This window comes from Paenisporosarcina quisquiliarum (assembly GCF_027563315.1).
In the GTDB taxonomy this organism is placed as follows: Bacteria; Bacillota; Bacilli; order Bacillales_A; family Planococcaceae; genus Paenisporosarcina; species Paenisporosarcina quisquiliarum.
In genome coordinates, this window is the sequence record NZ_JAMKBJ010000013.1 from 1 (window position 1) to 13,178 (window position 13,178).

Annotated in this window: 15 protein-coding genes; 13 read left to right on the forward strand and 2 right to left on the reverse strand. The window is 40.0% G+C overall.

The genetic code is table 11. The features are described from left to right. Window positions 1-331 precede the first annotated feature (331 nt). The 3 genes from M9R32_RS13105 to M9R32_RS13115 are packed head-to-tail and all read left to right on the forward strand — an operon-like array spanning window position 332 to window position 3,008. The gene (locus M9R32_RS13105; protein ID WP_269927192.1) at window positions 332-1,138 is read left to right on the forward strand and encodes an ABC transporter permease; all 807 of its coding nucleotides are present in this window, start codon (window positions 332-334) and stop codon (window positions 1,136-1,138) included. Between the two features lie 4 nt (window positions 1,139-1,142). Next, complete coding sequence (locus M9R32_RS13110; protein WP_269927193.1) at window positions 1,143-1,922, forward strand: ABC transporter ATP-binding protein; 780 nt, start codon at window positions 1,143-1,145, stop codon at window positions 1,920-1,922. 15 nt (window positions 1,923-1,937) lie between these two features. Beyond that, entirely contained in the window at window positions 1,938-3,008 is a 1,071-nt protein-coding gene (locus M9R32_RS13115; RefSeq protein ID WP_269927194.1) for an ABC transporter substrate-binding protein, read from the forward strand. A gap of 118 nt (window positions 3,009-3,126) precedes the next feature. Here the strand turns inward: M9R32_RS13115 and M9R32_RS13120 are convergent, their stop codons facing one another. Then, on the reverse strand, window positions 3,127-3,612 hold the full coding sequence (locus tag M9R32_RS13120; protein WP_269927195.1) for an SRPBCC family protein: 486 nt from the start codon (window positions 3,610-3,612) through the stop codon (window positions 3,127-3,129). Then, the gene (locus tag M9R32_RS13125) at window positions 3,609-4,376 is read right to left on the reverse strand and encodes a metalloregulator ArsR/SmtB family transcription factor (protein WP_269927196.1); all 768 of its coding nucleotides are present in this window, start codon (window positions 4,374-4,376) and stop codon (window positions 3,609-3,611) included. Before M9R32_RS13125 ends, M9R32_RS13120 begins: the two co-directional genes overlap by 4 nt. Before the next feature lie 175 nt (window positions 4,377-4,551). Between M9R32_RS13125 and M9R32_RS13130 the strand changes: the two genes are divergently transcribed. From M9R32_RS13130 to M9R32_RS13175, 10 genes are all read left to right on the forward strand, one after another. Beyond that, window positions 4,552-5,997: a circularly permuted type 2 ATP-grasp protein gene (locus M9R32_RS13130; RefSeq protein ID WP_269927197.1), complete on the forward strand. Its 1,446-nt coding sequence runs from the start codon at window positions 4,552-4,554 to the stop codon at window positions 5,995-5,997. Then, window positions 5,997-7,877 carry an alpha-E domain-containing protein gene (locus M9R32_RS13135; protein WP_269927198.1) on the forward strand — a complete coding sequence of 627 codons (1,881 nt, stop codon included), beginning with the start codon at window positions 5,997-5,999 and terminating at the stop codon, window positions 7,875-7,877. The genes M9R32_RS13130 and M9R32_RS13135 overlap by 1 nt, the downstream gene beginning before the upstream one ends. A 282-nt stretch (window positions 7,878-8,159) precedes the next feature. Then, window positions 8,160-8,612 (forward strand): MarR family winged helix-turn-helix transcriptional regulator, encoded by a 453-nt coding sequence (locus M9R32_RS13140; protein ID WP_269927199.1) that lies wholly within the window; start codon window positions 8,160-8,162, stop codon window positions 8,610-8,612. Window positions 8,613-8,637: 25 nt separating this feature from the next. Next, a complete protein-coding gene (gene paiA / locus M9R32_RS13145; protein ID WP_269927200.1) occupies window positions 8,638-9,156 on the forward strand; it encodes a spermidine/spermine N(1)-acetyltransferase in 519 nt (172 codons plus the stop codon). Window positions 9,157-9,250: 94 nt separating this feature from the next. After that, complete coding sequence (gene ytxJ, locus M9R32_RS13150; RefSeq protein WP_269927201.1) at window positions 9,251-9,583, forward strand: bacillithiol system redox-active protein YtxJ; 333 nt, start codon at window positions 9,251-9,253, stop codon at window positions 9,581-9,583. Between the two features lie 147 nt (window positions 9,584-9,730). Then, entirely contained in the window at window positions 9,731-10,546 is an 816-nt protein-coding gene (locus M9R32_RS13155; protein ID WP_269927202.1) for an STAS domain-containing protein, read from the forward strand. Window positions 10,547-10,563: 17 nt separating this feature from the next. Next, complete coding sequence (locus M9R32_RS13160; RefSeq protein ID WP_269927203.1) at window positions 10,564-11,076, forward strand: GNAT family N-acetyltransferase; 513 nt, start codon at window positions 10,564-10,566, stop codon at window positions 11,074-11,076. A gap of 94 nt (window positions 11,077-11,170) precedes the next feature. After that, window positions 11,171-11,545: a nucleotide excision repair endonuclease gene (locus M9R32_RS13165; protein ID WP_269927204.1), complete on the forward strand. Its 375-nt coding sequence runs from the start codon at window positions 11,171-11,173 to the stop codon at window positions 11,543-11,545. Between the two features lie 306 nt (window positions 11,546-11,851). Next, window positions 11,852-12,592 carry an ATP synthase beta subunit C-terminal domain-containing protein gene (locus tag M9R32_RS13170; RefSeq protein WP_269927205.1) on the forward strand — a complete coding sequence of 247 codons (741 nt, stop codon included), beginning with the start codon at window positions 11,852-11,854 and terminating at the stop codon, window positions 12,590-12,592. A 125-nt stretch (window positions 12,593-12,717) separates the two neighbouring features. Next, window positions 12,718-13,167, forward strand: a complete 450-nt coding sequence (locus M9R32_RS13175) for a GNAT family N-acetyltransferase (protein WP_269927206.1) — start codon at window positions 12,718-12,720, stop codon at window positions 13,165-13,167. Window positions 13,168-13,178 lie beyond the last annotated feature (11 nt).

A 13,178-nucleotide genomic window follows, 5' to 3' on the forward strand; every position in this document is an offset into this window, starting at 1 on the left:
CATGGAAGTTTAAATTATCTTTCACCTTGCCAGTTTTTAAGACGTTTTCAAGAAAATAATGGCCATTCACAAAAGATTAGTCTTTAATTTTTAAAGATGGTGTCTAAATAGAGGGGGCCAAACCGTGGTCCCCGTTTTTTCCTACGTCACAAAGAGACATCATGTTCTACTTCACGTATGAAACGCGAGACAAAGAAGCCAAGTCTAAAAAAACAAGATTAACGTCTTAAAAATCATCAGTGACGTCTGAAAACGAACGGTTTCTTTCGTTGTTCAGTGAGCACACATTTCCTCAAGCCTACATATTATTTGGATGAAGAGGTGGTGAAAAATGAGGGATATAAAAGATCCAATAGAAACGGAACAACAGGAATGGAAAAAGCAGCAAAACCAGAATCGATTGAAAACGTGGCTAACCATTTTTTCTCCCGTCTGTCTCTTGCTCGTCTGGGAATTTCTTTCTCAAAGCGGACTGATTGATGCGAGGTTTTTCCCTCCGCCAACTGCTATTGTTTCCACATTTATTGAATTGCTCACGTCTGGTGAATTGTTCCACCACATTAACATTTCATTGTTTCGAATAGGATTTGGTTTCTTACTTGGTGTTATTCCTGGAATACTCATCGGTTTATGCATGGGTCTCTATGCACCGATCCGCCATTTTATTTCTCCGATTATAATGGCTCTGATGCCAATCCCCACAATTGCTTTATTGCCGATTATTTTAATCATTTTCGGTATTGGTGAAGTGTCTAAAGTAGTTACGATTGCAGGAAGTGTGTTCTTTCCAGTGGTGATTAATACTGTAGCCGGTGTCATTTCGATCGACTCTATTTATTTGGATGTCGCGAAAAATTATGGAGCAAGCAGAAAGGATTTCTTCTTGAAAATAGCTTTACCAGGTTCGCTTCCGGTCATGCTCGAAGGGATTCAAATGGGGCAGGCAATTGCGTTGCTAACCATTGTCGCAGCTGAAATGATGGGCGCAACTTCAGGAATTGGCTATTTAATTTGGACTTCCTACAGTGCGTTTTTATTAAAAGAGATGTTTGTCGGGTTAATCCTGATTTCTTTCTTTGGTTATATCTTTTCATTGTTATTAAGAGGATTACAACGAAAATTAGTACCGTGGAGGTGACGACGTGAGCTCAAAACCCAAAATATCGATTCAAGATTTGACGAAAGTATTTTATAAGAAAGATAACAGTGTCACAGCACTTGAAAATATTTCTCTCAATATTGAAGACGGGGAGTTTGTGTGTCTCGTTGGACCGAGCGGATGTGGTAAAACAACGTTACTTCGAATCCTGGCAGGGCTAGAAAACCAAAGTTCCGGGGAGTTTACAATCGAACCGGGTGACGAAGATCGACCTAGTCAGTCGATGGTGTTTCAAGAAAGAGGCATCCTTCCCTGGATGACGGTTGAGGAAAATGTAGCGTTTGGACTTGAAATGCGGCATTTGCCAAAAGCAATTGTTAAAGAACGAACAGCTTATTTTTTAAATAAAGTAGGTCTTGGGAAATTCGCAAAAATGTATCCAAATGAGCTTTCTGGGGGCATGAAGCAACGCGTCAGCATTGCGAGAGCATTTGCGAACGACCCTGAAATCTTGTTGATGGATGAACCGTTTGGCGCTCTAGACGAACAGAACAAATACATCTTACAAGAGGAATTATTGTCCATTTGGTCTGAGACTAAGAAAACGGTACTGTTCATCACACATAGCATCGATGAAGCATTGTATTTAAGTGATCGTGTCCTACTGATGAGTGCGCAACCCGGAAAAATCGTGGCAGAAATGAAAATAGATTTGCCGCGTCCAAGAAAACTAGAAGATTTTAGATCGAATCCAGAAATGGCTTCGAAGTTTTTGGCCATCTGGCGTCATTTGCAAGTAGAGGTACAAGGGTCAAGATTGTAAACGAGGAGTGAATAAATGAAGAAGTGGTTAGCAATGTTAGGCGTTTTGATATTACTTGTTGGGGGATGCTCCGATAAGGAAACGGTGAAAGTGAATGACGATGTGAATAAAGATAATCCTTCCGGGGATTTAGCGCCATTGAAGGAGAAAACAAAAGTTGTCGTAGCGGAAGATGGGGCTGCGTCTGGAGCTGGTTTCTATATTGCGAATGAGAAAGGCTATTTTGCTGACTATAATATCGAAGTAGAATTCGCCACATTCGCAAATAGCGATGACATGTTACCTGCGCTTGCTTCGGGAGAAGTAGATATTGCGGGAGGCATTTCTTCAGCCGCCTTCTTTAATGCAATTGCGCAAGGAATCGATGTGAAAATTGTGGCCGATAAAGGTCATAATGTAAAAGGAAAATCCTACTTCACATTTGTGATTGGTGCAGATAAACAGGATGAAATTAAAACGTATAGTGATTTAAAAGGTAAACGGATTGCGGTTTCCGGCGAGAACGGAGTAGACGATTATATATTCCATCTGATGCTTGATCACGCAGGACTGACGAAAGACGATGTCGAGTTCGTCCTCATGCCTGATTTCGGAACGATGCTTGCAGCAATAGACAATGGCTCAATCGATGCCGCATTAAACATCGAGCCGCTGATTACTACAGGTGTTGCAAAAGGGATGCATGTACGTTTTGGTGATGCCACTGATTTCGCACCTGAAGCACAGATTGCCATGGTACTGGGTTCACCACAGTTTATGAATGAAGAGCAAGATGTCTCTTTACGTTTCATGGCTGCTTACCTGAAAGGGGTACGGGATTATAACGACGCCTTCAAAAAAGGGGAAGGCAAAGATGAGATCATTGACATCATGACGCAATACACAGCGTTAAAAGATGCTGCTGTATGGGAAGACGTAAATGTAACAGGGCTTAATCCAGATGGCAAAATGTTCATAGGAGACATTCGTGATCAGTATGAATTGTACAAGAAAAACGGTGCAATTCGAGGCGACTTCAAATTTGATGAAGCCATTGATACGGATATAACGGAAAAGGCTGTAGAAATTATTGGGCAATACGAGTAACCATTAGTAGGGAACTCCAAGTTGGCGGTATTCTTACTAATTTTATATAGAGCAGCTCGACGTGAGGAAACTCATCACGTCGAAGCTGCCCTTTTTTTAACTGATTTTCAAGGCGACACTACATATACTTCTTTGAAAAGAATTTGAAAGCTGATCGCGCTAAGACGCCTTTTATACCGGACTTAGGTACATGAGCTGTGATTTCTCCAGTCTCTACGTATTGTTGGAGGTGCAGGAGTGTGTCATCCCATCCTTTGGAACACATGTTGTAACATGATAAGGAAGGAGTTAACCCTATATGTTGAAATTCTAAAACTGTTTTTCCATCTTCCTGTGGACTAAGCGTAAATATTACTTCGGTTCCTTTCCAATCATTCCAGCCATCCACGCATTTCCAGTGAACTTTTTCATTTGGTATAAGTTCAATGACTTTCATTGAATTAAATAGCAATCGTTCGAAGCGAAAAGAATGGACGCCACCGACCTTCGTACTTATATCACAATCGACTGTCCACCAACTTTTTATCCCTTTTTCAGTTGTTAGAGCTTCGTATATTTTTTCAGCTGATGCAGCATTTTGAAATGTCTTGATATAGCTACTCATTGCTTTTCTGCCTGTTCTTTCAAATTGTTCAACAACAATGTCCATCCCTGTGAATGTGCTTCTTCCCAGTTAGGATCAAGTAAACCCACTGCACTATGTGATAATTTGACAATCGTTGAGTCACCGCGATTTTCTAATACATATCCATATTGGCTGTTCACTGCGCCTGTCATCCCAAGTAACCCTTGCAAACGAATTTCTTCATTCTCTTTGTAATAAAGAACCGTTCCCCAAATTGCTCCTTGTCCATTTCCCCAATCTTCCTTAAAGAATCCACCAACAGTCGAATCCAGTGTCAAATGTGAGTTTTCTGCTTGCAATCGAAACTCCCACCAAGTGTTGATGTCGTTGACGAGTGACTGAAATACACGTTCAACCGGTGCCTTTATCTCAATCTCCTGTTCGATTTGAAATGAGCTAATTTCCTTTTTCATCAGTTCTGTTCCTCCAGCTTCTAGGTTTGTTTTTAAATTAGTTAAGGATGTTGCCATTTTGGATTCATATTTACTGACCCAACGGTTATACACTTCTTGTAGTGGGATGATATTCAGGAAGTTCAGCCGAGTTCGTCCTTGTCGCCTTACTACAATTAAATGGACTTCTTCCAAAATCGTTAAATGCTTCATGATTGCATATCTTGATACATCGAATTGTTCACTTAATTCTCCTGTGGAAATCGGTCCTTTTTTCAATAGATCAAGAATGTCTACACGAATTGGATGGGATAATGCTTTAAAAAGATGAGTTATTTCTTCATTAATCATAAGTTCGCTTGCCCACATCCTTATATTTTATAATGTGACTAAAAGGTAACATATAATATTTTTAAAAGCAAGCTTCAGGAAGTAGGAGAATGGGTAAGGAAAAGAGGAAAGATATGATAAACTTAATGTACTATTTTCTTAATTTTCCAACTTCATATATAGAGAGGGTGTTTTCATGTTTACAACGTATAAAGTAAAGCCGTTTTTTGATGAAATGTTAAAGGCAAGCGGGAAACCTAAAGATCACTATCAAAAGTTTTATGAAATGTTACATAATTTCTCTGCCGATGAGTTGAAGGAAAAACATGAAACAGCCCAGTTATCTTTTTTAAGACAAGGCATTACTTTTACGGTCTATCATAATAATGTGGGCGCTGAACGCACAATGCCTTTTGACTTTGTGCCGATCATCATCCCTCCAGAAGATTGGGAAACGATAGAAAAAGGAATGGTACAACGTACGGATGCACTCAATTGCTTTTTACATGATGTGTATAATGAGCAGCAAATCATTAAAGATGGGGTCATTCCAAAAGAATTAGTCGTGGACAACCCTTACTATTACGCTAAGCAAGTGCAAGGCATAAATATTCCATTGAATAACCACATTTTCCTGGCCGGGATTGATTTAATTCGGGATGAAAATGGCAAGTACTTAGTATTAGAAGACAACTTGAGAAATCCTTCTGGCATTTCGTATGTCTACCAAAATCGCTATGTAATGCGACAAGTCTACCCTGAATTTTTTGCAAAACATTCCGTCCAAACTTTGGAGCATCAAGTGACCTATTTACATGAAGCGATTATGGACCATGCGCCAAAAGGAGTGGACAATCCTCGAGCAGTTCTACTGACTCCAGGTATTTATAACTCCGCTTACTATGATCATGTTTTTTTAGCACAACAAATGGGGCTTCAACTGGTTGAAGGCCGTGACTTAATGGTCGCCAACAACATTGTCTATATGAAAACGATCCGTGGCCTTGAAAAAGTGGACATCATTTATCGTCGAATTGATGATGACTTCCTGGACCCACTGGCGTTCCGCGAGGATTCAACTTTAGGTGTTGATGGTTTGCTTGAAGCTTACCGTCAAGGGAATGTGGCGATTTTGAACGGAATTGGCAACGGAGTGGCGGATGATAAGGCGATGTATGTGTATGTGCCGGATATGATTCGTTACTACTTGAAAGAAGAGCCAATTATTGATAATGTCATGACTTACCGTCTGGATGATCCAGAACAGCGGGATTGGGTGCTAAAACGATTACCTGAGTTGGTCGTTAAAAATGTTGGAGCTTCAGGTGGATACGACATGCTTGTAGGACCACACGCAACCTTGGAGGAAATCGAGCTATTCCGTGGGAAAATCCTCGAGAACCCTCATCAATATATCGCCCAACCGACGATAAAATTATCGAGAGCCCCTGCATATCAAGGGGAAGATTTTTATCCTTGTCACGTGGACTTACGAGTGTTTGTCATGAGAGGAAAAGAAACGCATGTCTTCCCGGGGGGACTCTCCCGAGTGGCGCTGAAAAAAGGATCCCTTGTCGTGAACTCATCACAAGGTGGTGGCGGTAAAGATACTTGGGTCATGAAGTCAGGAGGGATGAGCTAATGTTAAGTCGTGTAGCAGATTCACTCTATTGGATGGCACGCAATATTGAACGTACAGAATCAAATGCGCGTATTTTGGACGTTCATTTAACACAAATGGTTGAGACTTCGAGTGAAGATTTGTTAGACGGAAAACACTGGCAAATAATGTTTGAGGCGTGTTCAACGAAAGACGAACTTGAAAAACTTCAAAACAATGCAGATGCTCAGGATGAAGATTATATACGCTATTTAGCTTTTCATACAGATAATCTCAATTCCATCTATAGCTGCGTTCGTGTCGCGCGGGAAAATGCCCGTCAAAGCCGGGATCACTTGCCGAACGAACTATTTGAAGTATGGAATGACTTGTATCTGTTTACGATTCAAGCTGAACAAGAAATTTTTTCAATCCATCACTTGCGAACATTTTTGCATAAAGTGAAGTTGACGTGTTTGACAGCACAAGGAATCATTGAATCGGGTATGTCCCGCAGTGTCGCTTACCGAATGCTTAAAATCGGGAAATGGCTGGAGCGTGCAGAAAAAACAGCACGTATTTTAAACGTGGTTTGTGAACAGACACGGGAAACCCAGTTGCTTTACAAAGGTGACGATTACTATGCGTGGTTATCAGCACTTCGCATGTTGAATGGATATGAAGCCTATTTAAAAGTAAACCGTCCTAAGATGGACCCGAAGACCATCTTAACTTTTCTAATTACTGACGAATCGTTTCCAAGATCGATTCATTACAATATCAACCATGTAAGGTCAGCGATTGATTTATTAGAAAATGCAAAAATTGCACATTATTCTTCCGAATTATATTATGCTCTTGAAAATTTAAAGAACGAATTCGATGAAATGTCCATTCAAGAGTTGAATTCAGACGATATGTTAGCATTTTTAAATACGTTCCAAAACAAATGTAACGAAATCGGCCAAATTTTCTCGAAGACTTACTATTTAATCGAACCGGTTGGTACACAACGACAAACTCAGTTGTCCGAATTCACTCAACAACCGATGAAAGAAAAAGCTTCTTCCATGAAATATAGAATCGAACATACCAACATTTTTGATTACGATTCATGGGTGGATCAAAGTATGAACTCAATCCGCTTAAAACCCCGTACGGATGAGTGTCAACGATTGCTGTCATATCGAACGGATATTACACCTGTAGCTCTAACGAAAGAACATGTGGATATTTGGGGGAACAGTGTCGAATCCTTTTTTATCGCGGATCACCACAAGCACTTGGAAGTTAAGGCAACATCCGTTGTCAGCATTCAAAAGAGTCCGTGGATTCATCGTATTGATTATTCACCGGAAATGCATGCCATTTTCCATTCCGAATTATTCAGCAATCATTATTTAGCCTATTTAAGTAATACGTCATACACCTATTTAACACCAGAACAAATGGAACAAGTTGATAAAGACTTAGGGCAAATGGCGAATCCTGTCCAATATGCCATCGATGTTATGGGGTATTTATTCAATCGTTTTACGTATGACGGTTCTTCGACAAATGTTTCAACGAAAGCAGTGGAATCCTTTGACTTGAAGAAAGGCGTTTGCCAGGATATCGCTCACGTTATGCTTGGAATCTTACGCAATAAACACATTCCGGCAAGATACGTCAGCGGCTACTTGTATGTCGGAGAAAATTCGGCATTGGTTGGGGACGCAGCAAGTCATGCTTGGGTAGAAGTCATGGTCCCAGGTATCGGCTGGGTAGGCCTTGATCCGACAAATAATGTGGAAGCTCTTGAAAACCACATTCGTGTTGGTGTGGGACGCGATTACGGCGATGTCAGTCCGGTTCAAGGGGTTTACCGAGGCGGCAACCACAAGCTCGATGTGAAAGTATCTGTCAGTTTAATCGATCAATAAAATGAAGCCTTGACGAAGAAATATTCGTCGAGGTTTTTTTTGTGTTGTTTTTTGAGAGAGACGATTCTTGGTTGTAATTTTCGGCGTTCACGTAGGAGAAATCGAGGTTCACGTAGGAAAAAATGGCGTTGACGTAGGAAAAATCGGGGTTCACGTTGTAAATTCATTTTTCTCCGCCTCTTTGCCACTATTTTTATTGCAAATGCAATAAAAATAGTTTAAATTGAATCTAAATCTTTATTGTTGCATTTGCAATAAAAAAACTCACTGAGGAGTTTGTTTATGAAGGAAATTCTGCGTGAAATCGGCATGATAGCAAGAGCATTGGATTCGATTAGCAATATAGAATTTAAAGAATTTGACCTCACTAAAGGGCAGTATTTGTACTTAGTGCGAATCTGTGAGAACCCGGGAACCATTCAGGAACATTTAGTGGAGATGATCAAGGTGGACCGGTCTACAGCAACTCGTGCTATCCAAAAATTAGAAATTAACGGCTTTATTGAAAAGAAAGAAGATCCACACAACAAAAAAATTAAAAGACTCTTTCCAACGGAGAAAGGGAAAACGGTATACCCTTTCATCAAAAGAGAAAATGATTATTCAAATCTAGTAGCACTAGAGGGATTTTCCGAAAAGGAAGCAGAAACCACTTTCGATTTGTTGCAGCGAATCAGGAAAAATGTCGAGAAAGAATGGGAATTTGTAAAAAAGGGTAACAAGAGAGAATATTAATGAGCTGAAGGAGAGACCGATTGAAATGACAATGACGATAAAGAAATGTATGCTCGAAGATTTACGCGAACTTCAAAAAATCAGTGTAGAAACATTCACCGAGACTTTCAAGGATCAGAATTCATCCGAACACCTGAATGCCTATTTGGAAAGGGCATATAACTTGGAACAACTAGAACAGGAATTAGCCAATCGTTCTTCGCAATTCTTTTTTGTTTATCTCAATCAGGAAGTCGCTGGATACCTGAAGGTCAATACCAATGAGGCACAGTCGGAAGCAATGGGTGCTGGCTCACTTGAAGTCGAGCGGATTTATGTAAAGAAGAAATTCCAAAAGCACGGGCTTGGAAAGCAGTTGCTAAATAAAGCACTGGAAATTGCGCAGGAACAGAAGAAAAAGAAAATCTGGCTGGGTGTCTGGGAAGAAAATGAAAATGCCATTGCGTTCTATCAGAAAAAGGGGTTTGTCCAAACTGGCGCACACTCTTTTTATATGGGTGATGATGAGCAAGTGGACTTGATCATGACAAGAACACTACATTAACAGTAGAGAACTTATATGACATAAGCAATATACGTGCGAAACGGTTTGAAATTCGAGATAATAGGAAAACTAACTATTGAAAGGATGATGATTAATGGCCACATATACTGAAATTACAACATTACCTGAATGGGAAAACGTTCTTCAAAAATCAAAAGAAAAACCAGTCTTATTGTTTAAACACAGTACTACTTGTCCTGTAAGTGCTGCTGCTTACCGTGAATTCACGTCATTTGAATCGGATGTGGACGCTTATTTAGTAAAAGTCATTGAAAGTCGTCCAGTATCGAATGAAATCGAAAGTAACTTAGGCGTGCAGCATCAATCGCCACAGATTTTCATCTTGTCGAATGAAGAACCAATTTGGCATGCTTCCCATTGGAACATAACAGAGACGAAGATTGGTCAAGCTCTTCAAAGTATTTAACTATAAAAGTGATGTAACCCACTCTTTGGAGTGGGTTTTATTATTTATTTAGTAAATTATTGAATATTCATGCTTTCCTCTTGTGTTTATAGTAATATTCTCTTATAGAGTAATAGCTGACAATAAAAACTGAGGATGTGCAATACAATGGACGGTATTTTAAAAGTAGGTAAATATCTGGTGGATCATGCAGAAGAAATCGTGACATCAATGATTGGACCTGCACTTGAACGAGCGGAATTCGAAGTCACCGAAGAAATGATTCAGCAATCAATCAAACTAAATGTCGAATTTTTAAACATGTTGGTCAATTCATTTGAAGCTAGCAACGAAGTAGCGGCAGCTGAATTAATCAAATGGAGTAAAAAAAATGGCGAACAACAAGCAGCTATGCTAGCTCAATTATCGACAATGATTAAGCCGTATGCAGAAAATCGTTTGATGTATTTACAGAACATTACTCAAATTGCTATGGATCATGGTTTATCGACGGAAGATGTTTTGAAAATCAGCAATCGTATCAGTTATCTGCTAGATGTCAGTATGATTGAAACCATTTTTGCATATGAGGCTTACCGTGATGATCAACTAAAAGATCGCCAAAAAGAAATCAACGAATTATCTGCACCAATCGTGCCGATACAACATGGTATCGCTGTTTTACCGTTAATCGGAGTAATTGACTACCCACGAGTTCAACATCTATTGAACAATGTTCTGCCATCTATTCCATCTTTGGATGTGGATCATTTAATTATCGATTTCTCGGGTATTTTGACGATTGATTCAGAAGTAGCACAACATATTTTCACGATTCATAATGTATTGCAATTATTGGGGATTCATGTCATGTTCACAGGAATTCGACCGAATTTATCGATGGCAGTTGTACAAGCTGGTATTGATTTTACATCATTCAATACATATGGCAGCGTGAAGCAAGCAATTGAAAGCGTTAGATAATGTAAGAGGTGAAAAATATGGTGAAATTGGTTCTGCCAACGATTGATTTAAAGCCTGCTTACATGTCTTTTTACGAGGAATGGAAAGCAAGTGGTGAGGCAATGATTCCTTGGGTAATTGGCAAAGATCCGTCTGATTTTGAAGGGATGGTACAGTCTTTACTCGAAGCTGAAAAAGGGATTGGTTTACCAGAAGGATGGGTACCTGATTCGACATATTGGTTAATCGACGAAGAATACCGCATTCTTGGCGTGGTCAATATTCGTCATAAATTAACTGAACACTTGATGAACGCTGGAGGACATATTGGCTATGGTATTCGTCCGTCAGAAAGACAAAAAGGTTTTGCAACTGAACTATTGAGACTGGCTTTAGAAAAAACAAGAGAGCTTGGAATCGATCGCGTCCTAGTTGTGTGTGATGCGATAAATGTCGGTTCAGAAAAAACCATTCAAAATAATGGTGGCATTGAAGACACGGACTTTGTTGAAGATGATGGAAATGTGATTAAACGTTATTGGATTGGCTAAAACTTTCTCTAAAGGTCAACAATGTATATCTGATAGATTTTTACCGCTATTTGTGATAGCATTACACTCTAAAGAAGTGAGGACGTGACTGAATATGATTAAAATTGAAATGCCAAAACCAGACCTAACAATTGTTCAACGTGAACAAGACCGATCAAACGAAGAGCCAGAGATTCCTTCAATTTATGGGTTCATCGACTTCCACCAGATTGCACGCGACAAAGGCGGCATCATCATGTTTTACAACAAAGAAGATGAGCTTCTGTTCGTAGGCAAAGCACGTAAAGTAAGACAACGTGTGAAAAAACATTTTGAAGATAATGTGTCACCACTTAAAGAGCACCGTGATGAAGTGGCGAAAATTAAGATTTTCTACGTTGACGATGCAATGGAACGTGAAATTTATGAGACTTACGCAATCAACAAATTTGTTGCGAAGTACAATGTCGATAAAAAATTTACACATTAATTTATGAAAGCTGTCCTTTAGAGGATGGCTTTTTTATATTTTGATGTGCCATGAACCCAGCGTTCATGGGGTTTTTAGTATATTCATTAGAAATGATGTGTGGTTATAGGTTTCAAATGGATTTTGATTACTCGCTTTTCTCTAACTCGTCATCTAGTGGTAGAGGATAGCATTGTTGTCTCATACTCGTAAAAAAGGCAAGGCAGGGACCGCCCACGAAGACTCCTGTGGGAATAGCTTGAGCTGAAGACCCCCGTAGGTGGCTGAAGCCAAGCCCACGGAAAAGGGATAGTGGCTCGTCCTGGTATGGGGCAAGTAGTTATTCTGGCTGAGTTGATGCATCGTTTCAAAGAAAGCGACCTTACGACTGTCTTTTTACTACCAACTGGGAATCATCCTGAACTTGAAGGTACAACGGAGCTGGCTGACATTGTGACAACTACAATCGATGAAACTTACTCCACTTTAACTTCCCAAAATGAAGAAGTGATTTTCATTACAGATAAGAGTTATATCGTTTCCGGTGAACTCCTGGAGTTACAAGAGAAATTGGTGGCAGAGCGTGTTCAAAACGTTACTACCATTCTTGTTGATTTGTCCGGTGAAGTGGTGGATGAAGACTTGCCTTATGGTCCGCTAGAAACGTTATGGCAACTGGATGCCGATTTGGCGAGTCGCCACCAATACCCGGCGGTCCACCCGATCTACTCCACGTCTTCGATTTTGGAAGGAATTGATTTGGACCAACGTCATTTTAACTTGAGGCAGCGCGCACAAAAATTATTACGCCGCTATCGTGAGTTGCGTTCGGTGGTTGCTGTACATGGCATGGAGAAAATTCCTGCTGCGGAGTTGGAAACATATCAACGGGGAGAACGACTAGAAGCCTATTTCACTCAACCATTTTTTGTTGCAGAATCGGTAACAGGACAAAAAGGCCAATCAGTGGCATTGTCACAAACACTGCAAGACGTAGAGGCGATATTAGAAGGTAAGGTGGATCAGCTATCTGTAGATGAGTTGAAATACAGTGGAAGTATAATGTAATGCTTAAAGAGTGGGAATGTCCCACTCTTTTTTTATGTGTCTAAAATAAAGGGAATGGACGCATAAGTATCGAAATAGTATATAGTTAGAATAATTAAATTATTAACTAAAGGGGAGAAACTCAGATGACGTTCAAAGTTCAACGAATAGAAGATTTGAAGAAAGTAGACGTATCGCAGTTGGTAACGGAAAGTGAAGAAGAAGGTTACCGTTTCTTGACTCGTTTAGTGAATGATTTTGAAGATGGATCGAACACATTCAGTAAAGACGGTGAAGCGCTTTTCGGAGTGTGGGAAGGACCAGAGAAGTTAGTTGCAATAGGCGGCATCAATCAAAATCCGTATACTGAAAATAAAGATGAAGCTCGCTTAAGGAGATTTTATACGCTTGGAGATGCTCGACGCCAAGGGGTAGGCTCCCAACTGTTGCAGGAGCTTGTGAACCATGCAAAAGGTAATTTCTCAAGAATCACATGTCGTACTGAATCCGCAAAAGCAGATGCTTTCTACCGGGCAAACGGATTTGAAGAGACACATGATACACCTGATACTACACATGTTCTGAAGCTTGTTTAACGAGTTCGGGA

Excerpts from the sequence above, each read along its gene's own strand:
- M9R32_RS13105 (WP_269927192.1), top strand. The coding sequence starts at position 332 with ATGAGGGATATAAAAGATCCAATAGAAACGGAACAACAGGAATGGAAA.
- M9R32_RS13115 (WP_269927194.1), top strand. The coding sequence starts at position 1,938 with ATGAAGAAGTGGTTAGCAATGTTAGGCGTTTTGATATTACTTGTTGGG.
- M9R32_RS13120 (WP_269927195.1), bottom strand. The coding sequence starts at position 3,612 with ATGAGTAGCTATATCAAGACATTTCAAAATGCTGCATCAGCTGAAAAA.
- M9R32_RS13125 (WP_269927196.1), bottom strand. The coding sequence starts at position 4,376 with ATGATTAATGAAGAAATAACTCATCTTTTTAAAGCATTATCCCATCCA.
- M9R32_RS13130 (WP_269927197.1), top strand. The coding sequence starts at position 4,552 with ATGTTTACAACGTATAAAGTAAAGCCGTTTTTTGATGAAATGTTAAAG.
- M9R32_RS13135 (WP_269927198.1), top strand. The coding sequence starts at position 5,997 with ATGTTAAGTCGTGTAGCAGATTCACTCTATTGGATGGCACGCAATATT.
- M9R32_RS13140 (WP_269927199.1), top strand. The coding sequence starts at position 8,160 with ATGAAGGAAATTCTGCGTGAAATCGGCATGATAGCAAGAGCATTGGAT.
- paiA (WP_269927200.1), top strand. The coding sequence starts at position 8,638 with ATGACAATGACGATAAAGAAATGTATGCTCGAAGATTTACGCGAACTT.
- ytxJ (WP_269927201.1), top strand. The coding sequence starts at position 9,251 with ATGGCCACATATACTGAAATTACAACATTACCTGAATGGGAAAACGTT.
- M9R32_RS13155 (WP_269927202.1), top strand. The coding sequence starts at position 9,731 with ATGGACGGTATTTTAAAAGTAGGTAAATATCTGGTGGATCATGCAGAA.
- M9R32_RS13160 (WP_269927203.1), top strand. The coding sequence starts at position 10,564 with ATGGTGAAATTGGTTCTGCCAACGATTGATTTAAAGCCTGCTTACATG.
- M9R32_RS13165 (WP_269927204.1), top strand. The coding sequence starts at position 11,171 with ATGATTAAAATTGAAATGCCAAAACCAGACCTAACAATTGTTCAACGT.
- M9R32_RS13170 (WP_269927205.1), top strand. The coding sequence starts at position 11,852 with ATGGGGCAAGTAGTTATTCTGGCTGAGTTGATGCATCGTTTCAAAGAA.
- M9R32_RS13175 (WP_269927206.1), top strand. The coding sequence starts at position 12,718 with ATGACGTTCAAAGTTCAACGAATAGAAGATTTGAAGAAAGTAGACGTA.